General features: G+C 62.5%; 17 protein-coding genes and 1 riboswitch. Of the genes, 5 read left to right on the top strand and 12 right to left on the bottom strand.

The features are described from left to right. Positions 1-34: 34 nt before the first annotated feature. Positions 35-430 (bottom strand): hypothetical protein, encoded by a 396-nt coding sequence (locus ACVOLO_RS15005; RefSeq protein ID WP_481571120.1) that lies wholly within the window; start codon positions 428-430, stop codon positions 35-37. 62 nt (positions 431-492) lie between these two features. Next, positions 493-2,454, bottom strand: a complete 1,962-nt coding sequence (locus tag ACVOLO_RS15000) for a hypothetical protein (RefSeq protein ID WP_481571119.1) — start codon at positions 2,452-2,454, stop codon at positions 493-495. A gap of 227 nt (positions 2,455-2,681) precedes the next feature. On the opposite strand from ACVOLO_RS15000, the gene ACVOLO_RS14995 reads away from it, so the two are divergent. Beyond that, positions 2,682-3,404 (top strand): hypothetical protein, encoded by a 723-nt coding sequence (locus ACVOLO_RS14995; protein ID WP_481571118.1) that lies wholly within the window; start codon positions 2,682-2,684, stop codon positions 3,402-3,404. A 34-nt stretch (positions 3,405-3,438) separates the two neighbouring features. Here the strand turns inward: ACVOLO_RS14995 and ACVOLO_RS14990 are convergent, their stop codons facing one another. Together ACVOLO_RS14990 and ACVOLO_RS14985 are read right to left on the bottom strand one after the other, a co-directional pair. Continuing rightward, positions 3,439-4,539: a DNA glycosylase AlkZ-like family protein gene (locus tag ACVOLO_RS14990; protein WP_481571117.1), complete on the bottom strand. Its 1,101-nt coding sequence runs from the start codon at positions 4,537-4,539 to the stop codon at positions 3,439-3,441. Positions 4,540-4,612: 73 nt separating this feature from the next. Further along, complete coding sequence (locus tag ACVOLO_RS14985) at positions 4,613-5,008, bottom strand: hypothetical protein (protein ID WP_481571116.1); 396 nt, start codon at positions 5,006-5,008, stop codon at positions 4,613-4,615. Between the two features lie 242 nt (positions 5,009-5,250). On the opposite strand from ACVOLO_RS14985, the gene ACVOLO_RS14980 reads away from it, so the two are divergent. The 4 genes from ACVOLO_RS14980 to pnuC all read left to right on the top strand — a co-directional run bounded on the left by ACVOLO_RS14980 (position 5,251) and on the right by pnuC (position 10,390). Then, the gene (locus ACVOLO_RS14980) at positions 5,251-6,120 is read left to right on the top strand and encodes a protein NO VEIN domain-containing protein (protein ID WP_481571115.1); all 870 of its coding nucleotides are present in this window, start codon (positions 5,251-5,253) and stop codon (positions 6,118-6,120) included. Between the two features lie 166 nt (positions 6,121-6,286). Further along, a complete protein-coding gene (locus ACVOLO_RS14975) occupies positions 6,287-7,423 on the top strand; it encodes a phosphotransferase enzyme family protein (RefSeq protein WP_481571114.1) in 1,137 nt (378 codons plus the stop codon). Positions 7,424-7,465: 42 nt separating this feature from the next. Beyond that, a riboswitch (TPP riboswitch) is annotated at positions 7,466-7,561 on the top strand. 70 nt (positions 7,562-7,631) lie between these two features. After that, a complete protein-coding gene (locus ACVOLO_RS14970) occupies positions 7,632-9,803 on the top strand; it encodes a TonB-dependent siderophore receptor (protein WP_481571113.1) in 2,172 nt (723 codons plus the stop codon). Continuing rightward, the gene (pnuC, locus tag ACVOLO_RS14965) at positions 9,800-10,390 is read left to right on the top strand and encodes a nicotinamide riboside transporter PnuC (protein ID WP_481571112.1); all 591 of its coding nucleotides are present in this window, start codon (positions 9,800-9,802) and stop codon (positions 10,388-10,390) included. The genes ACVOLO_RS14970 and pnuC overlap by 4 nt, the downstream gene beginning before the upstream one ends. A 78-nt stretch (positions 10,391-10,468) precedes the next feature. Here pnuC and ACVOLO_RS14960 read toward each other — a convergent pair whose 3' ends face one another. From ACVOLO_RS14960 to ACVOLO_RS14925, 8 genes are all read right to left on the bottom strand, one after another. Beyond that, positions 10,469-11,023, bottom strand: coding sequence for a GGDEF domain-containing protein (locus ACVOLO_RS14960; RefSeq protein WP_481571132.1), 555 nt, complete (start codon positions 11,021-11,023; stop codon positions 10,469-10,471). 1,188 nt (positions 11,024-12,211) lie between these two features. Continuing rightward, positions 12,212-12,493, bottom strand: coding sequence for a hypothetical protein (locus ACVOLO_RS14955; RefSeq protein WP_481571111.1), 282 nt, complete (start codon positions 12,491-12,493; stop codon positions 12,212-12,214). Further along, positions 12,490-13,023 (bottom strand): hypothetical protein, encoded by a 534-nt coding sequence (locus ACVOLO_RS14950; RefSeq protein WP_481571110.1) that lies wholly within the window; start codon positions 13,021-13,023, stop codon positions 12,490-12,492. The genes ACVOLO_RS14955 and ACVOLO_RS14950 overlap by 4 nt, the downstream gene beginning before the upstream one ends. 655 nt (positions 13,024-13,678) lie before the next feature. Continuing rightward, positions 13,679-14,020 carry a hypothetical protein gene (locus tag ACVOLO_RS14945; RefSeq protein ID WP_481571109.1) on the bottom strand — a complete coding sequence of 114 codons (342 nt, stop codon included), beginning with the start codon at positions 14,018-14,020 and terminating at the stop codon, positions 13,679-13,681. Positions 14,021-14,188: 168 nt separating this feature from the next. Continuing rightward, positions 14,189-16,027 carry a peptidoglycan-binding protein gene (locus tag ACVOLO_RS14940; RefSeq protein WP_481571108.1) on the bottom strand — a complete coding sequence of 613 codons (1,839 nt, stop codon included), beginning with the start codon at positions 16,025-16,027 and terminating at the stop codon, positions 14,189-14,191. Positions 16,028-16,126: 99 nt separating this feature from the next. Further along, a complete protein-coding gene (locus ACVOLO_RS14935; RefSeq protein ID WP_481571107.1) occupies positions 16,127-16,873 on the bottom strand; it encodes a hypothetical protein in 747 nt (248 codons plus the stop codon). Positions 16,874-17,066: 193 nt separating this feature from the next. Beyond that, positions 17,067-18,323: a Tle-like phospholipase domain-containing protein gene (locus tag ACVOLO_RS14930; protein ID WP_481571106.1), complete on the bottom strand. Its 1,257-nt coding sequence runs from the start codon at positions 18,321-18,323 to the stop codon at positions 17,067-17,069. Then, positions 18,320-19,012 (bottom strand): hypothetical protein, encoded by a 693-nt coding sequence (locus ACVOLO_RS14925; RefSeq protein ID WP_481571105.1) that lies wholly within the window; start codon positions 19,010-19,012, stop codon positions 18,320-18,322. The genes ACVOLO_RS14930 and ACVOLO_RS14925 overlap by 4 nt, the downstream gene beginning before the upstream one ends. Positions 19,013-19,234 lie beyond the last annotated feature (222 nt).

Genomic DNA, 19,234 nt, shown 5'->3' with positions numbered 1-19,234 from the left:
GGGTCAGAGTCGAATTGATCCCCCTGCAACCGCCCTACTGAGCATTCCCGCCGGCTGCCCGACGCAGCGCGAGGTTGTACAGCGTGGAGTACACCGCCGTGACCGACATGGGCACCGCGATGGTGCGGGCGATCTCCGGCGTGCCGGCCAGCCAGTGCACCAGGCTCAGCAAGGTCAGCGAGGACAGCACCGCAACCAGTGGCGGCAACCAGCCCCCGACGCGCCCCGGAAAGCGGGCCGACAACGCCTCAATCATGCGTTTGAGAAACAGTGTGATCAGCGCCGACAGCGTGCCCTGTACCAGGCCAGCCATCAGCGGCCGCGGCATCGGGTGCGCGATGTTGGCGAACGTCGCCCAGCTGCCCATGGCGACGAAGGCGACAGCCATGTGCAGCGCGCTGCTGCGGGTGGCATGTTGCGCCTGATTCATTTCATTCCCGGCAAACAGCGAACATCGGCATCGGCAAGCGGTGGTGCGTTCGGACTCATGGTCTACATACCCGTTACAAAAGTGTCGCCATCGTATCGCCCCTGGAACGCGTCGATCGACTTGCCGGTCATGCGCTGCACTTCGGCGTTCAGGGCACTGTATTCCGAGCCGCCACGCTTGTAAGCATGCAACCGCCCCAGCTGCCGCACCGGCGCCCTGCCCGCGCCGAACACCTGCCCCTGGTGATAGCCACCCACCAGCACCGCTGCCAGGTTCGCGCCCGGTTCAACGGTGAGCATCCAGTTCACCGGCTCGTACGCGCTCAGCACCAGGACAATGGGCTTGCTGGCGCGCCGCACGCTCACCTGCACCGATCCCGTGCGGCCTTGTGTACCCGCAACCTGCACCGCGTTGCCTGCCTCGTACACACCGATGGCGTCGATCACTGCACTGCGCGCCAGATCGGCCAGTGGGCCGCTGACCGATAGTGGCAGCGCTGCTGAAGCAGGCCGGCGCCCCACCTGCTGCGACTGCCCCTGCCTGGCCAGCAATGCACGCAACTCGGCCTCAGCGATTGCCGCATCCACGTCTCTACGCTCCTGCACAGACATTGCCTGCAGCCGGCTGAGTTCCTCCTGCAGCTGCCCTTGCTGCCGGGCACGCTCCGCGTTCCTGATCGCATCTTCCTCCTGCAACTGTTGCACCACCGCGGTGACATCCAACGGCAGTTGCGTTGGAATCTTATCCAGCACATTGATCTTGACGCCATCAATGATGCCGTTGCGCTGCAGCGATGGAATGAACACGAAGCGGCTGGAGGGCAAACCGCTCTGTTCAACCCGTGCCAGCGTGCGCTTCTCCAGCGAATAGACGTAATTCTCGGTTGAATAGGTGCTCGGCAAGCTCAGGTTGAGCAGCAGCAGATCCGGGTCCGGCATCGCCTTTGCGCTGCGCACCGCCAACGGCTGTAGCGGAAGCGTGCGCAGCTGACGCGATGCCACCAGCAACTGCCGCGTCTCGCTGCCCAGCATGATCACGTAGCTGCCATCCACTGCCACAACACCGCCCGGCCGATAGCCAGCGGCGTCCAGCGGCTGTTCGGACACAAGGCGAACCTTCCAGGCGCCAGCGTCCTTGCTCAGTTCGATCTCCGTGACCCGCTGCCGCGAGAGCAGCAGATAGCGCAGCGGCGCACCGGGAACACGCAACACATCGCGCAGATCTCTGCCCTCCACCGGGATCATCTGCCGCTCACCGGCGCTGAAATCAAGGAACACCGGCACGCGACGTTTACCCGTCTCGCTCGTCACGTCTTCAAGGAAGATGGCGCCGACATCGCCCACCCAATGAAACTGCGCCGGCCGCCCCTTGAGGCTGGCCAGCGTGTCGCCCGACTGCGCGTCAAGAATCTGTGTATCGCCTTGAGCGTCTGCCGCTGCCAGCAACCTCCCGTTGGAAGAAAGCGATGCATCGCCTCGCTGCGGGTCGGTCGTCTCATGCAGCACCACGCCGTTGCCGATATCGAGCAGCTGCCGTTTCCCTCTCACCTGCAACAGCGCTACCCCAGCGTGGCTTGCAAACAGTGCGCCCTGGATGGGATCGGCCGCCACGATGGTTGCAGGAGCCGCTGCAGGAATGGGTCGCAGCGGTGGCGACGCCAGCAATACGCCAATATGCTGCATGCCCAGCCAGTCGCGCAGCGCTTCGTCACTGCGCGCGAAGCACGCTTTGTCGGTCAAGGCTTCACGCACGGACGCCGCGTTTGAGAACAAGGATGCGGAGTAATCCCCTGCACATTCGGCGGCGCGCGCATCCAGTTTGGTCTTGTAGACGCGCTGCACCTCGTTGGCATCGCTTCCCAATGCCTGCATTTCGGCATCGAGTTTCTGCTTGCTTGCCAGCACCGCACTGCTCGGCGGCATGGCATCGGAAATTCGTTCCTCGTTGGACTTTCCGATGTTCCCGCACCCGCTCAAACCCATCGCGACCCACAGCACCGCCAAACCCTTTGAGACACGTTCCATGTCGTTCCCCGTTTGGACATCCCCTGGCCCGATATTGCCAGCGTCGCGATCTTAATACGGCTTCGGCTCGCCCGGGGGCCGGCCCCTGCGAGGCAGCGACCCGGCTTTGATCGCCCCCTGATCCGTACGACGTGCCAGCGCCCCGAGCGTAAGAGCAAACAGGCACCCGGCTCGACGCGCCGCGGCGGTTCGTGCATCTTGCAGGCACATTCCGCACTTGGATCTGCATGGACGCATCTTCCTCACCCGCTCGCTCCAACGCTGTACCGGCGCCGTTGCTGACGCTGGACTTCCCCGCGCTCAATCGCGCCCTTGACGCACATTCCGCCGCCATCGACGGCCCGTCGGCCGGCCCTTGGGAACGCCGCTCGCTGTACATAGGCATTGCTGGCGCCGCGCTGGGCATGCTGCTCGGCAGCACGCTTCCGGGAACGGCAGGCGTGGTTGGAGCGCTTGGCGGACTGGCAATCGAGGTCGGAGGACTGGTTACGTCATTGGTACTGCAGATCAAGCGCGATTGGCGCCACTTTCGTCACGCACGCAGCCAGCATGCCGAAGATGTTGAACGCGGCTTCATCCGCTACCAGCAGCTGGTGCAACGGGTGCGCGCCTTTCCGTTGGAACACCGACGCCAACGCCTGCACTACATCCAGGACAGGCGCACCACCATGCACGAGCGTCTTGGCCTGTTCACCGGCGGCATGGAGAAACTTGGAATACTGCCGCTCCTCGTGGCTGCGTATTTGCAGCTGAAAGACTGGCGTTGGGGTGATTGGAATGCCTTCTCCAACATCGGCCCGCTGCAAGCCACCTTCGCACTGCTCCTGTTAATTGCTTACGCGCTCTCCTGGCAACTGATTTACCTGCGTTTCCGGGTACAGGCCTACGAGGTGCTGCTCGCAGAGGCCAACCGGCAAGACACCGTCGAGCCGCAAGTTAGCCCACGCTGAGGCCAGGGTTCGCTGATCTCACACGCGGGCTACCTCACTCCACCAAATCCAGGAAGATCCGCATTCCCTCGAGCTCCGCTTCGCTTGATCTGCGGAACGCTGCATCACGCGGCGCCCGCCCTTCCACATAACCGAACTGAGAGTGCAGCTCGCCACCAACAACGCTGAGGTTGGCCCAGCCGATCACCTGGTCATGCCAGAGCAACGGCAGCGCGTAGTAGCCAAGTTTGCGTTTGGGCGCAGGCGTGTATGCCTCGAAACGATACGCCCACCCCCAGAACAACTCGAAACGCCGCCGGTCCCACACCACCGGGTCAAACGGCGTCAACAGCCGGACGGCATCATCCGGCTTCCAGCGTGCCGCGCGTGGGTTCTCATCCGCCGGCCAATACCAATCCACGCCCTCGACCCGCGCGGTGCCCAGGCGCTCACGGGCACGCTTCAGCGCTGCTGCGCGCAGCCCGGCCCATTGCGGTACGCCGCTGCGCAGGTGACCCAACAGCTGGCCGAGGCTGGCCGCCGGCAACGGGGCGTACTTGCGGATCACGATGTCGAGCAACGCATCCAGCCGTTCGTTCGCGTCTGCCTCGTCAACCGCCACCGCATCGCCATCGCGCAGCGCATAGACACGCGTTCCACCGTCCCTGCGCGCCACGCGCAGCATGCCCCGGTAGTGCATTCCATCAAGCAGCTGCGTGCTGGCGTTGGATGAGCCACCAAACCAGTTCGTGGTCTTGCCATGGGCGAAGTGCGCATCCACCTCGCGCGGATGCACCGCGCCACGCTCGGCAATGAATGCCCGTACTGCGTGCGCCTGCTTCCAGCGGGCCGGCGTCCACACCACGCGCGCCTCACGCGGGTGCATCAACGCATGGTGCTCGCGGGGCAGGAAACCGTAGTTGACGAAGAAATCCTCCTCCAACGCCAAACGCGGATAACGCTGCTCCAGCTCACCGGCCCGGTAGCCAACCACGCGATGGCGCAAGGTCAGATCCTGCGCCCGCGCCGGGGCACGAATGGGATCGGCCTGGACAAAACCCAGCTTGCCGATCGCCCGCATCAGCGTGGTCGGCTTGAACAGCGAGCGGGCGACGGCGTAGCGGCGGAGGTGGTTGAGGGTGAGGGGAGCGCTCATGGCGTCATGATGCACAAAAAGTGGGGCACGTTCGCTTGTCTACGCGTCTTTTTCGCGTACCGGATCGAAGGTTTCATCGCCAAAGACACTCGTCGGCAAAATGCCTTGATCGGCACACGTCCCATTTCCTTGCAGCATCAGAGAACTGAAGGAGCATCTGCTCCAGTGTCCCCCATACCGGCAACAATCGAATTTCGTCATGCTCCGCTCGACGCAATGACACCAGTTCATGGAAAGCATGATCTAGATCGCCGAAACCGCATTCGTAATTCCGCCAATGACGCTCATGCAAGGCAGGCAGCATGACTTGCTCGGGCACGAATTTTTCACCCCAGTCCAAACAAGCACGCAGTGCCGCATCAGCCTTGTCATCAACACCAGACAGCAACACGCTGCCGTAAGTCTTCCAATTTCCGGCATCCCGATATCGGTACTCCAGCACGGAGTAATCCACCGCTCTGGTCGTCATGATGGGCTCCACTCGCCAAGGAGCCATAAGGCTTGCCTGGCGCTGTCCCAAGGGCTGAGATAGGGGCCAAAAAACAGGATTGCCTGATATCCTTCGCCGAAAACGGGGAAGTCTGAATGGCCAAAGGCTAACTCACTGATTCCCTAATCTATAGCCATTAAGGGCAAAGCCAGAGCGTGCAACCACATGCTTCGGTCCACAGACACAAGCCCTGTACAGAAAAGTGCTCAATAGGAAGCGAGATGGCGGACGAACAGGCGGAAACCGGAAAACCGTGGACAGAGTCGGAAGTAACCGAGACCACATCTGCATACTTCCGCATGCTGCGAATGCAGGAGCTTGGCCAAAATTTCGTGAAAGCGCAGTTAGTTAGGCAACTTCAGCAGAGGATCCCTGCCCGCAACACCAAATCCATCGAGTACAAATTTCGCAACATTAGCGCAGTATTGAATACCCTCGGAGTTCAAGCTGTGGCTGGCTACAGGCCGTTGCCAAATGTCCAACACCGATTGATCGATATTGTCGCCGACATGCTCGCTTCGGACTCCCTCTTGGACGAAGCAGCAATCAGAAGCGTTGAGACGCCGGTCGAATTGTACGTTCCGCTAGATTTTTCTGACTTCGTTACACAAGTGCCGCGCCCAACCCACCATATCGGCGAGCAACAGGCGGCGTGGATCCAGAGCAAGCCGATCAAGCGAGACTACCTTGAGCGCGAATCGCGCAATCGTTCACTAGGACTTGCTGGAGAATTGCTCGTCATGGAGTACGAAGCCCGGCGCCTTTATGCCGAAGGCGCAAAGCAGTATGCCGATCAAATCGAGCATGCTTCCAATACTCAAGGTGACGGATTGGGCTATGACATTCGCTCTTTCGATACGGATGGCCGCGAGCGCTTCATTGAGGTTAAGACTACGGCTTATGGTGCCGAAACTCCTTTCTTCATAAGTCCAAATGAGATCAACTTTTCCACTGAAATGTCTGGTCAATTCCACCTCTATCGCCTTTTTTCTTTCCGCAAAAGGCCCAAGATGTTCGTCATGCCCGGGGCAGTGACTGAAAATTTCCAACTTGATCCGATTAGCTACCGTGCCACCCTGACAGGCAAGTGAAATTTCCTAGCACGACATCGAACAATCTGCCCCGCATAGCAAATCGCCTACTTCGGAGCTACGGAGAGTCCTGCGGCAACTCTAGCTCTCTCGCCGATCAAGTCTCGTGGGCTGCCATGCTCCTACCGTCGCTCCAGCTACACCTATCACGCACTAGTCTTCTCCCATGACTACCTCCCCCCACCGAGTCCAAGGCCTCAACAACGACGAGGTGCCCGCTGATTGGCCTCCCATCAGCGCGCACGAGATCGGCTGGCTGCGTGGGCGCTTCAGCGCGCTTGAGGGCACCAATTCCGTGCTCTGGCACAGCCCGCGCCCGATGTCGGCGGCGGCCATCGTGGAAGCGACGCACGGCAGCGTTTTCATCAAGCGCCATCACCACAATGTGCGCACCGCCGGCACGCTGGCGGAGGAACACCGTTTCATCGCGCATCTTGCCGATGCGGGTGTGCCGGTAGTCCAGGTGCTGCGGGATTGCACGGGCGCCACCGCCATCGCGCATGAGGGCTGGACCTACGAATTGCATGCCGTCGGCGAGGGGCTGGACCTGTACCGCGATGCGCCCTCCTGGACACCGCTCACCGATCTGGCCCAGGCACGTGAAGCCGGGCGCATGCTGGCCACGCTGCATTGCGCATCGGAAAGCTATGCCGCGCCACAACGTGATACCGAGATTCTGGTCGCGCGCGACGACCTGATCCGCGCCGATGATCCCATCGCGCTGCTGCAACGCGATTTCCCCACGCGCCCGGCCTTGATCGACTATCTGTCACAACGCCCGTGGCTGCAGGAACTCCAGCAGACCGTGCTGCCTTGGCACATGGGCCTGGCCGAGCGCCTGCGATCCGAGCCGCGCCTGTGGGCGCACAACGATTGGCATGTCTCCAACCTGCTCTGGCGCCGCGAAGGCAACACCATGCGCGTGGCCAGCGTGTTCGACTTTGGCCTGGCCTCGCCGACCAGCGCGTTGTTCGACCTGGCCACGGCCATCGAACGCAATGCCGTGGCCTGGCTGGAACTGGAACGCGGCATGGACGCCGTGCATGCAGATACCGCACTTGCATTGATCGCCGGTTACCGCGAGGTGCGGCCATTGTCCGCCGCCCAGGTGCATCTGCTGGCCGACCTGCTGCCGGTGGTGCACCTGGACTTTGCACTGTCCGAAGTGGAGTACTTCCACGGTGTAACCGGCTCTACCGCGGACGCGGACGTGGCGTATTACACGTTCCTGCTCGGCCATGCACGCTGGTTCCGCACTGCCGATGGGCAAGCGCTGCTCGCTGCCCTGCACGCCGCCGCCTGAACACGGGCGCGGGCAAATCCGTACCGTTTGTGGTCCAATACGCCCCTGAAGCGGGGGTGCCTGGTTGTTGCAGGCTGAGAGAGTCCCTTGGAACCTGACCCGGTTAGCACCGGCGTAGGGAGCTTTGAGCAGCAGGCACACCGCCTTCATGGTCGGTTGCGCGTGCGCGCCTTCGCTTCGTCTCCCCCACCGGCTGATGACGAACCGAATGAACCGCTGCTACCGAATCTCGTTGTTGACTGCTGCGCTGAGCGCGGCGTTGCCGCTGCATGCCAGCACCCTGGAAACCGAAGCTGCCGATCGCTCGCCGACCGAGCTGGCCGCCGTGCGCGTGCAGGCCAAGCAAGCAGCCGCGCACACCACCCAGTCCAACAGCTTCGGTCCCGGCGATTGGAAGAACACACCGGCTTCGATCACCGTGCTCGACCGCCAGCTGCTCGACAGCCGCCACGTGCGCACGCTGTCCGAGCTTGCGCGCAACGATGCCTCACTGGGCGACAGCTACGCGCCGGAAGGCTACTACCAGAACATCGCCATCCGCGGCTTCGCCCTGGACACCGCCACCGGCTACCGCTTCAACGGTTTGACCATCGCTGGCGAGCAGCGCCTTGCGCTGGAGAACGTGCAGCAGGTTGAAATCCTCAAGGGCGAGGCCGGCCTGGCCGCCGGCGTCATCGCCCCGGGCGGCGTCATCAACTACGTGGGCAAGCGCCCGGCCGAAGTGCGCAGCGTCAGCTTCGCCACCGATTCGGAAGGCACGCGTTATGCCGCCATGGATGTGGGCCACTGGATCACACCGCGCATCGGCGTGCGCTTCAATGCCGCATGGGACAACACCCACAGCTATGTCGATCACGCCGATGGCCGCCGCAACTTCTACTCACTGGCGACCGACTGGTTGATCGGCGAGCGCGGCAAGCTGGAAGTGGATGCCAACTACCAGACCAGCGCACAGCGCTCGGTCTCCGGCTACCAGTTGCTGGGCGCCACCGCGCTGCCGCGCAATGTGGACCGCAAGCACATGCTCGGCTACCAGGCCTGGCAGCAGCCGGTTGGCATCGACAGCACCAACATCAGCGCGCTGCATACTTTTGATTTCAACAGTGCGTGGCAGTCGCGCGTGTCGGCCAGCTACAGCCGTTCGGTCATCGACGACAACGTCGCCTTCGCCTATGGCTGCTACTACGCGGCCGAATGCGCCGACGGCAGCGTGCCGGGCAACTACTTCGCGCCCAACGGCGACTACGACATCTACGACTACCGCAGCCCCGACGATACGCGCCGCAACCAGCAACTGCGCGCCGAGCTGCGTGGCCGCTTCAACACCGGCAGCATCGAGCACCAGTTGACGGTTGGCGCAGACTACTTCGACCGCACCGTGGACAAGCGCCGCAACGTCAACGAATACGTTGGCACCGCCAACATCCACGACACGCACGTGCCGCAGTTCATGCCCTCGCCGCTGCTGCCCGGTCCGTCCGTGCGCCGTTTGGACAGCGAACAAAAGTCGCTGTTCGTGCTCGACCGCATGCACCTTGCCGAGGACTGGCAATGGCTTGCCGGTGGCCGTTTCGTGCGCCTGGACGAACGCACCTTCGACAAGCGCGGCAATCCCGAGCGCGACAGCAAGCTGTCGCGGTTCCTGCCGCAGACGGCGCTGATCTGGAGTGCCACCGACGAAATCAACCTGTACGCCAGCTACGCACAGGGCATTTCGCTTGGCCAGGAAGCCCCGTTCTGGACCACCAATGAAGGCAGCTTCCTGCCCGCCGTGCGCTCGCGCCAACTTGAGGTTGGCAGCAAGTACGCACCGTCGGACGCGCTGACGCTGAGTGCGGCGCTGTTCCGCATCAGCCAGCCGTTCCAATACGCCAAGCCGGACAACAGTGCCTACGGCTACTCCTTCGTGCAGCAGGGCCAGCAGAATCACATCGGCCTGGAACTGAGTGCGCAGGGCCGCGTCACCGAGAACCTGCAGCTGACCGCCAGCGCCAGCGCGCTGCGTGCGCGTGCACGCAACACCGGCACGCCGGCTTACGAAGGTCATCCATTGATCAACGTGCCGACCACGCGCGCCAGCCTGCATGCCGACTACCAACTGCCGTTCATTGCAGGACTGGGCCTCACTGGCGGCTGGCGTTACGCCTCATCCAACGTCGCCACTGCCGACGGCCGCGTGCGTGCACCGAGCTACAACGTGGTGGATGCGGGCCTGCGCTTCCAGCACCAGGTACGCGAGCATGCGGTGAACTGGAACCTGTCGGTGGACAATGTGTTCAACCGTTTCTACTGGCGCGACACCGGCAGCAGCTCCGGTGACTACTACCTGTTCCCGGGTGCCCCGCGCCAGGCGCGCCTGTCGGTCACCATCGCGCTATGAACCCGGCCGTTCTGGAATGGTCGGCCGTCATCGCCAGCGCCTTGGGCGTCTGGCTGATGGCGCAGCGGCGGATGCTGGCCTGGCCGGTCGGGTTGATCTCGGTCGGCCTGTACGCGTTGGTATTCGCCGAAGCCCGGCTGTATTCGGACACGCTGCTGCAGTGTGCCTTCGCCGGTTTCCTGTTCTACGGCTGGCTCAACTGGCGCAAACAGGCACAGGCCGAAGGCCGCATCATCATCACGCCCTTGCCCGCCCGCCAGTGGACACGCGAGCTGGGCATCGGCATCGCCTTTGGCATCACCCTGGGCGCGGCCATGCACAGCTGGACCAACGCCGCCCTGCCCTGGCTGGACGCCATGCTCGCCGCACTCAGCCTGGTCGCACAGTGGTGGCAGGCCCGGCGCCACGCCGCCGCATGGTGGCTGTGGATCGCCGTCGATGTGGTCTATGTGGGCATGTACGCGGTGAAATCGCTGCACGCCACTGCCGGCCTGTATCTCGTTTTCCTGGTGCTGGCGGCGATGGGCCTGCGCGCATGGAAGCGCGAAGAAAGCCGGGGGCAGCGTCAGGCTTCCTCGCTCGCCTGACGGTGCAGGCATCACCTTTGTGAGCCTTGTCGGTTCCAGCCCCCGGCAATTGAACCGACAAGGCGTCACGCCAGCTGCTCAGGAAAGTGCAGCTTCCACTCCTGCTTTGGGCTGGCCACCCGCCGTGCGGCTGTCCGTTGCCGGCAGCGCCCATTCCACCCGATTGCGCCCTGCCTTCTTGCCGCGATAAAGCGCTGCGTCCGCCGCCTGCATGGCCCGATCCAGCGACTGGTCATCTGCAAAATTGCCGGAAATACCCACGGTCACCGTGCAACGCAACGCTTCGTCGTGCGGCCCCTGCAACATGACTTTCTGCTCGATGGTGCTGCGCACGCGCTCGGCCACACGCAACGCCACTGCGTCATCGGCACGCATGCAGATTGCAGCAAACTCCTCGCCGCCCAGCCGGCACACCAGGTCATCCTTGCGCACCGCGCCGCGCAGCGCCTCGGCAACACCACAGAGCACCACATCGCCCACATGGTGGCCGTAGTTGTCGTTGATGCGCTTGAAGTTGTCGACATCGATCAGCAGCAAACGCGCCTTTACGTTGGGATTCCGGAAAAGAGTGCCCAGCGCCTCGGTCAAACCACGGCGATTGAGCAACTGCGTCAACGGATCGCGTGCTGCCATGCCGCGCAACGCATCGGTCAGCCGGCGCAGCACCAGCCACACGATGGACGGCGGAAGAATGGTCGCCAGTGAGCACATGTAGACGTAGAAGATCATCTGGAACTGGCCATCCATGCTCAACGCCGCCAGCCCGCCGCTCAACAACTTGGTGAGCTTGATGATGTTCAGCACGCTGATGCCGCTGATCAACACCGCGAACAACAGCACCTCGCCACGCAGATCCCGTGCGAACGTGCGCGCGCCGTACAACAGCACCAGCACCATGACCACGAAGGACAACGCGCAGGTGGCCGCGAGCATGGCATAGCGCGCCACCGGGCCCCACAGCCATTCCACCAGCACCTGTGCGACGGCATAACCCACGGCCACGCCGATCAACGGCCACAGCAGCGGCGTCGCGCGACCGAAGAAGCGCGCCCCGCCCACGCAATACGCCAGCAGCGAACAAAGCGTGAGCGAGTGATTGATCACACTCATCCAACTCCACCCCGCCGGGCCTTCCAGCAACTGCAGCACGTACGCCATGCCCAGCGTGAGATTGCCCACCGCAAATGCATCCATGCCCATCTTCTCGCCATGCAACCGCCGGCTGATGAGCAGGAACATCACCGTGAAACTGAGCAGGTAGACACACAACATGCCTACGAGAAGGGTCGCGATCATCAGGAATCGAAGATTGGAGCGGAGCAGAAGCGGAATGGCCCAGGCACTGCCAACCGTACTGAAGCAACGGAATATGGCGGAGGCCAGGCGGACGGCGAGAGTGCTGCGAGGCGCGTATCGTACCCAATCCGGCCGCGTAAACGGCCCCGCAGCATTCAACTATCGGGCGCCCCGCAACTCTTACGATCAAGCGAAGTAGGCCGGGGTCAGAGCCGGGTTCCCAGCCCCAAGCGCCGACTCCTCGGTTCGCCGTTACTGCCCGGGCACTTCAACTCCAACGCTGTAATGACCCACTGAAAACCTGCCCAGGTGTTGGTTTACCTGGCAGAGCCAGCGATAAGCGAGAGGATGCAAAAAGCGATCAAGTGCTGGACCGCTCGGCGCTGGTCGGCGTTGGTCCTTGAGATCATCCCGGGCAAGATGTTCGTGGCCGTTGCCAGTCGTCAGTTCAAGCTGCCCCGGCATGGATCGAGCGTTGGGCCGAGGATGGCAAGCGCGGCATGGAGAACGCCCCCGGGCCAAGCCTCAGAACAGGCGCGAGCAGTACGAGCGCCAGCACAAGGACCTGCAGCAGGTCTGCACAGAAACGATGCTGGAAGTCCGCGCGCGACAAACATAACCAACGTCATGCCCATCGATCAGCGAGAGCTTGGCGCGCACCTGCTCCGTGCTGATGGTCTTTCCGCGGACGCAGCTCGCTGCCTGGGCGAGGCTTCGCTTCCGTTGCTGAAACTCGGCAGTGGACTGACTGGCAAAGCCGGCGGACCGTTTTCCTGCGGCGTAGTCGTCAAAGACAACATCGGTCATCCGCCTTCCACGCCGCGCCCAACTGCAGGGACGTGAACCTGGGCAAGCACAAGTTGACCTGCGCCCTGAAGATCAATGCCCGTCCCCTCCGAAGCTGCAGCGCCCGGCGGCACCGCGATGCCGCTCTCGGTCAGCAGCGTTGCCCGCGTAATTGCCATGTAACGCAGGTCGTAGGCAACACGGGAACGATTTTCAAAAACAGATACCAGGCCTTTGGCCAAGCTCCGCAGGAACTCGAAATCAGACGCATCGCCATTGAGTTTTCGCTTCAGCTCCAGCACCGAATCCAGAACCCGATCCCGGCCCAGATCAAGCGTGAACACGCGCTCACGGCGGCCAGCCAAGAGCACCTGCAGGTCGGCACCCACACACCCGATACCGGCTATCCGCTCGTCACCACGATAGATCGCATAGCGATACTCGTTGTGGCTGGGATCTTCCGGTGGTGAAGCAGGCACCATCTGTGGCTGCGGGATCCACAACCCGTTGCTGTTGTCGACCGCCGAATCCAGATGGGGCTCAAAGTTCAAGAGCATTGCCGGAGTCTCGCAGATGATGGTTTACAGGTAGGGAGAAGTTACCGCACGCAGTGCCGACTCGCCGGGATGAAGAGGCCAAAACGTTCATGCGCGTGGGAGTGACTGCCCACAAGCAAAGCGCGCGACATTCTGCAAAAGCAGGAGTTCATCGTCATCGTCGGCAAGCTGGCGCTTGAGCACGAGTATGCCTTCGGGTGCAGCTGCACCACCAACATCAATCCTCGATGTCCCCCGCCGGCCTTCACCCACCGCTCGCTTGGCGTCACAACCAAGCGCGGCCAATCCATGTATGCGCTGGTCGCCAAGGTAAACCGGGAGCTGGACCCGGTGGAGGAAGAAACGTCACCCCGCTGCATGCGCCGCATGCGGATTCCGAGTCCCGTCAGCCGATCAATCACCGCGCGTTGCGGAATTCAGAATTCAGCACCATGCCGGACTACCTCGCTGTTCTGGCAAACGAGGCGTCCAGGGACAATTTCAACAACCACGTCCTCAGCCGACATCGGTGACCGCACCGCAATGGCGCGGCTCGTCGCCAGTTGCAAGCCGGGTGCAGACCGTCGCCGGTAAACACCCTCGCACTGTCGTGTCCACTGCCAGGAAAACGTGGAACGGCGAGCCGCGACGACACTGCTCACCCAGCGCTTCAATGCCAGCGGGAAGGACTGGTTTCAGGAATGCCAGGACCTTCCCAACCGCCCGAATCCTCCGCCTGCGGGCAGATGGTCAGGTACTCCTGGAACGACTTGGTGTCGTCATTCGTCCAGTTCTTTCCGTAAGGATTGACCGGCTTGCAATGCGGCATGAACATGAACTGCCCGGTGTAGTTGTACATGGGTATCCAGCAAGGGTCTGGATTCTTTTTTGGATCCTGTCCCTTGGTGCAGAACAGGAACGGATCGCCGTCACGGTAGCTCAAGCCGTTGCCGGACTGCGCTGCCGCGCCGAAGCTGAGCAGCATCAACGCCATCGAACCGATCTTGAACATTGTCTTCATGGGATTCCTTCGTCAGCGCGTCCAATCGCGCCGCTTCCATCTGCTGCGGTGGTGGTCAAGTGAAGCGCCGACAGTGCGGCCGTTGCGCCTTGCCGGTGCAGTGCATGCACCGGCAAGGCCTTTCCAATCCCTGCCAACAGCGTGTCGGCAAGGACGAACTCAACGCTGCGGATCGTTGCTGGCCTTGGCCGGATCCTGGCTGGCCTGCTGCGCCTGCTGGACTTGCTGGCCCTGCTGCACCTGCTTGTCCCATTGGTTCTTGAGCGAGGAAGCGTAGTCCTCGATCGTCTTCTGGATGCCGGCCACGTCCGCATTGCGCGCGGCGCTCAACATCCGGTCGACGAAGGAAGACTGCCCTTCACCGCCTTGTTGCTGGCCATGCGTGGATGCAGCCCCTGCGCGCAGCTGCTGGTTCATCGCCTCGCGCGATTCCTTGCCGAACGCACCGTCCACGCCGATGCCGCGATCCTGCTGGAAGCTGCGCAGGGCGTGCTCGGTCTGCGGGCCAAACATGCCACTGCGGGTTTCCAGCGGCTTGCCATCGGCGCCCTTGTAGCCCAGTTGATTGAGCTGTTCCTGCAAGGCCTTCACCTCGCTGCCAGTGGCGCCGGAACGCAGCACGCCATTGCTTGCCGGCGCCGCGCGGCTGGCTTCGCCATTGCCACGCTCTGCGGCACGCAGCTCCGGCAACGGATCGATCTTGCGACCGTCACGCCACAACTCGAAATGCAGATGGGTATCGCCCTTGGCCGGCGTATTGCCGGTGCGTCCCATCGTGCCAATCTGCTCACCCGCTTCCACGCGCGCACCGTTGCGCACCGAGAACCCATCCAGATGGAAGTACTTGGTGACCGAACCATCATCGTGAGTGATGCGTACCGTATTGCCTGCAGCACCATTGTTCGGCGACACGGTTACCTTGCCGCCGGCAAAGGCCACTACCGGGTCACCTACGTTGCCCTGGATATCGATACCACCATGGGTGCGGCCACCACTGCGTGCGGTACCGAACTCCCCGTGGCCCTCACGCGGCTTGTCGGCGCGGTTGATCTGGTCGTTGCCAGGGGTGGGCCAGGCGGTGCCGCCATTGGCGCGTGCCTGCGGTTCGGCCGGCTGGTTGCGTTCGTTGGCCGGGCGCGCCTGCTGGGCCGCGATGGCTTCACGGGTGTGTGCGTCCGCCTTGCCACTGGGCTCCAGGCCATTGGCCTGCTGGAAGCTCCTGACCGCCTCGGCCGTGCGCTGGCCGTAGATGGCGCTGTTGGTTTCCAGGGTGCCGCCCTGGGCATCGCGGAAGCCCAGCTGGTTCAAGGACTCCTGCAAGGCACGCACGTCATTGCCGCGCTCACCGCGCTGCAGTACGCCATCGGCCAGCGGGTCACGCTGACCCGGCAACGCCGCACTTGCAGTGATGCCACGGTCAGGGATCGAGATGGCTGCGTACTTGCCGCTCCAGTACTGGGTGAACGAGGTCGCCAGATCCCGGTCATTCATGCCGCGGACCGTGTTGTAGGGCTGCCCGGTTACCTGCTCGAAATCACGCGAGCTGATGTTGCCCAGGATATTGCGGCGGGTACTGTCCAGCGAAAAATTGCCGGTGGCGATAGCACTCTGGATGGACCCATAGCCGGCAGCGCCCTGCTGGTGTGCCAGGTACATATCCAGGCCGTTGGGGCTCTCGGCACCGGACAGGAACGGCCGCCCGCTGCGTTCGTGGCGTGACTCGATGTCGCTGCGGTTGAGCCCATACAGCTTGGCCGCTGCTTCGGTATTGGCCGCCGGATCGAACTCGCGGCCGGTCAGGTCATAGGCCTTGGCGGTACCGGGGATGAACTGGAACAAGCCCTTCGCCTGGCTGCCTTCGTTGTAGGCATTGGGGTTGAACTTGCCGCCGGTTTCAATATAGGCAAACCGCAGGAAATCCTCGCGCGGAATGTTGCTGCGCTCGGCCTGCCGTTCAATGATGTCGAGTACAGCGTCTCTGTCGTGTTGCTTGGCCATCGTTGGCTCCTCAGGTGAAGTGCGGCCGCGGCGGGCCGCAGGACGTCAACCGGACTCAATCCTTGAGTCATTTACAGAGCGGTCAACTCGAAAGGGATGTCAGGGCCGGTAGCGCCCTTCCTTCGTGTCGAAGGCGTAAGTTACCGCATCTTCCGGGCCCAGGTCGCGGGTTTTTTCGGGGCCGGAGATTTCCTTGCCTGCCGGTGTGATCTTCACGTTGGGCAGACCTGTCTGACCAGGCGCCTCGAAAGACAAGGCACCCGTGCTGACTGCACACGGCATGATCTTGTTGTCGTCGCAGGCCGCCGAGTTGTCACTGCCCGCCACCACCGAACCCAGGTAGCCCCACTTGCGGAAGGACAGGTCATCGACGTTGTCCGGATCAAACAGGAACAAGGCATACAACGACTGTGCAACACCGTTGTCGAAGCTGCGGGTGGGCAGTGCCAACAGCAGGCGGCCGTCGGCGATTTCCTGCGACAGTGGCTTGCGCGTTTCATCGATCGCGTCGGCCTGGTCATTGTGGCCAAACTCACCAACGTAACCGTCGGTATCCACCTGCGACCAGATTGGCTTGCCTGCCTCTTCCGCCTTGACGAACGTCGCCTGCGCAATGGCCACATGGCCGGGCTCCATCATTCCGCCATCGGACTCTGCGTTGTCCTCACCTTCGGTGCTGGTGGCAAAACCTGTGAAGTACTGGCGCCCCTTCAGCGTGAACGGGTAGCCATACCAGTAGGTCACCATCGCCCCGCTATCAATCTTGTAGCTGACGGCGCCGTCACCATCACGTTGATAGATGACATAAAGAACGCTGTCGGGGGATGGCGCTTTGAGATCGGTCATGCCTGAGTCCTTTGTCTGATCTGCAGCAGCCGGGGCGCCCTCCGCCGCCACGGCCTTTGCTGCCTCGGTATTGCCTTGTTGACTGCAGCCGGCCAGTGCCAATGCCAGCAGTACAGCCATCCTCGTCGTTGAATGTTTCATGCAAACACCTCAAGGCATCGTGAAAACAAATGGCGGCAGCGGTCGTTGCGGGTCATCCGTGACGCGCCATTTCCTGCTGCTGTGCCTCATGCTGACGTGCCCCCTGCTGCGCGGCTGCCTCGCGTTGTGACAGCAACTGCGCATGCTGGTCGGCTCGTACCTGCCACTCCTGCCCCGCCGGCGAAGCCTGCAAGGCTTCAGTGGCCGCACGCAGGCCATCCGGGCTGCCGCTGCGGGCCGCTTCCAGCAGGCTCGCCACATGGGCCTGTTGCGAATCCGCTGCCACGCCACGCGCGTCCAGCATGGCCGCCTTGTCTTGAGCACCCTTGGCCGGTGCATCCTGGAACTGGTTGCTGCGGCTTTCACGCAGCAGCTCCTCGCGCGCCGCCGGTGCACCTGCCGGATCACGGTCACTGAAATAGTCGATACCATCGCGCACCCAACCGACCGGGCCGCGTGCGCCAATGGTGACCGCACGCCGCAACGACTGCACGTCGCCCCGGTAATTTTCGATCATCGGTGCGTTGTCCTGGGCACGCTGCAATGCCGCTGGGTCCTGCAGCACAGAAACGTCCGGCTGCCCCTTGCCATCCAAGGGCAGGAAGTTGTGCATGCTGTGCGACCCCATCGAGCGCCCTGCAGCGACAACCGCCAGATCCGGCGTGATCGCGTCAACGAAACGGTTGTTGAAGTAACCCGATTGGTTGAGAACCGACATCTCCTTCTCGGTGGCGTAAACACGCACGTCACCATACTGGGGACTGGCCGCGCTCACCGCATCGTTCGCCATCACATGGTTCAACACCTTCCCGTTCGGGCCCGGCGGGATCTTCAAGTCCAGGCTGGCCGCACCATAGGCGTTGAAGGTTTCGCCCTGCAGGTCGAAGTGATGCGCCGATACCTGTGCCAGCGTGCCACCCAGCGAATGCCCGGTGACCGTGACCTGGGGAGCTTCCATGCCCGGCCGTTCACCAATGGTCTTGGAATACTCCAGCGCACGCCGGGTCAAGGCGATGGCATCTTCGGCCTGCGGGTTGGTGCGCCGGGTGACCATGGAACCGTCTGCGATGACACCATCCTTCCAGATCTCCTCGGTACCACGATGCGCGACGACGATCTCACCGTCGCTCAACCGCTCGTAGATCATCCCCTGGTAGCCGGTCTTCGGGTTATTAACGTATTCGAGCACCTTGAAATTGCCACTGGGCGAAAGCTCGACCTTGGTCGGATCCGCCGGCCCTTCGCGGTAGTACGCGTAATAGGAGTCGCCCGCCAGCTCGGCATAGTCCTGGGAGGTGGGCCTGCTCATGAGGCGATCTCCCTGGCGCTGAGCGTGATGCTGAAGAACTCAGCGCGCTTGTCCTGGGGAACCTTGTCCAGGCTTGCATCGCCGAGATCGCGGAACCCGTCCATCTTCGCGCGCGGGTAATAGCCCGACCAGAAATAACGGGTCTCGTGTCCCTGCGCCCTTACCTTTTCAGCGAGCAGGCCGAATACGAACAAAGTATTGGCGGCATCATCCGAAGCCCGCAGTGCAACGCGCGCTTCGGACAGCCCCCAGCGGCAGACTGCACGGCCGAAATAGGCCTCATCCACGATCTGATCGAGATGGATGACACCTGCATATTCAGTATCTGAAATCTTCTTGAGCGCGATCGGCTCATTGCTGGTGATGCGAGGAATGGCGCCATTGAGCGGATCGATAACCCCACACTCGCCGGGGTTCTCAACATCAAACTGCGCGGTACCAAGCAGGACATCGAAGTCGCCCGGCGCATTGTCAAGCTTCATCCGGATTTCGTAGGCCTGTGTGGGGTTGCCGTTGAGCTTGCGCGGCGGCGCGTCCTGCTGTGCGGCTTGAGGGGATGCAGTCATGGGAGCTTCGCTTCTGTTCTGCCTGTTGTTGCAGGCGGCAATGGGGACCAACACGGCGCAGGCCAGACCGGCCAAGGCCAACCGTGAAAAAAGGCTACGGGGTGCAACATCAATACTTGGCATGAACGGGGTTCCGTGTTTCGGACAAGTGTTGGCTGCCCAGGGTGATCGCCCCGCGTGCAACCAGGTGAAGCGAAGACCGGGCACACCCCTTGCCTGGCTTCCTGCACAAATCGATTGAGGTGCTGACCCTGTGCAGGCCAGACAGCACCGGGCACAACACAACCTCGCCGGAACCGGATTCCGTCGAGCGCACTACATCAAGGTTGTGGGGTGACAGGTTGT

The sequence above is a fragment of the Stenotrophomonas sp. STEN056 genome (assembly GCF_056759635.1).
The sequence above is the reverse complement of the archived record's forward strand: the minus strand, read 5'-3'. Positions and strand labels throughout refer to the sequence as shown.

What these genes read in the sequence shown, in the direction of transcription:
- ACVOLO_RS14985 (WP_481571116.1), bottom strand. Translation starts at nt 5,008, where the DNA reads ATGACGACCAGAGCGGTGGATTACTCCGTGCTGGAGTACCGATATCGG.
- ACVOLO_RS14925 (WP_481571105.1), bottom strand. Translation starts at nt 19,012, where the DNA reads ATGCCAAGTATTGATGTTGCACCCCGTAGCCTTTTTTCACGGTTGGCC.
- ACVOLO_RS14955 (WP_481571111.1), bottom strand. Translation starts at nt 12,493, where the DNA reads ATGACCGATGTTGTCTTTGACGACTACGCCGCAGGAAAACGGTCCGCC.
- ACVOLO_RS14975 (WP_481571114.1), top strand. Translation starts at nt 6,287, where the DNA reads ATGACTACCTCCCCCCACCGAGTCCAAGGCCTCAACAACGACGAGGTG.
- ACVOLO_RS15000 (WP_481571119.1), bottom strand. Translation starts at nt 2,454, where the DNA reads ATGGAACGTGTCTCAAAGGGTTTGGCGGTGCTGTGGGTCGCGATGGGT.
- ACVOLO_RS14940 (WP_481571108.1), bottom strand. Translation starts at nt 16,027, where the DNA reads ATGGCCAAGCAACACGACAGAGACGCTGTACTCGACATCATTGAACGG.
- ACVOLO_RS14960 (WP_481571132.1), bottom strand. Translation starts at nt 11,023, where the DNA reads ATGGCAGCACGCGATCCGTTGACGCAGTTGCTCAATCGCCGTGGTTTG.
- ACVOLO_RS14945 (WP_481571109.1), bottom strand. Translation starts at nt 14,020, where the DNA reads ATGTTCAAGATCGGTTCGATGGCGTTGATGCTGCTCAGCTTCGGCGCG.
- ACVOLO_RS14930 (WP_481571106.1), bottom strand. Translation starts at nt 18,323, where the DNA reads ATGAGCAGGCCCACCTCCCAGGACTATGCCGAGCTGGCGGGCGACTCC.
- ACVOLO_RS15005 (WP_481571120.1), bottom strand. Translation starts at nt 430, where the DNA reads ATGAATCAGGCGCAACATGCCACCCGCAGCAGCGCGCTGCACATGGCT.
- ACVOLO_RS14980 (WP_481571115.1), top strand. Translation starts at nt 5,251, where the DNA reads ATGGCGGACGAACAGGCGGAAACCGGAAAACCGTGGACAGAGTCGGAA.
- pnuC (WP_481571112.1), top strand. Translation starts at nt 9,800, where the DNA reads ATGAACCCGGCCGTTCTGGAATGGTCGGCCGTCATCGCCAGCGCCTTG.
- ACVOLO_RS14935 (WP_481571107.1), bottom strand. Translation starts at nt 16,873, where the DNA reads ATGACCGATCTCAAAGCGCCATCCCCCGACAGCGTTCTTTATGTCATC.
- ACVOLO_RS14995 (WP_481571118.1), top strand. Translation starts at nt 2,682, where the DNA reads ATGGACGCATCTTCCTCACCCGCTCGCTCCAACGCTGTACCGGCGCCG.
- ACVOLO_RS14990 (WP_481571117.1), bottom strand. Translation starts at nt 4,539, where the DNA reads ATGAGCGCTCCCCTCACCCTCAACCACCTCCGCCGCTACGCCGTCGCC.
- ACVOLO_RS14970 (WP_481571113.1), top strand. Translation starts at nt 7,632, where the DNA reads ATGAACCGCTGCTACCGAATCTCGTTGTTGACTGCTGCGCTGAGCGCG.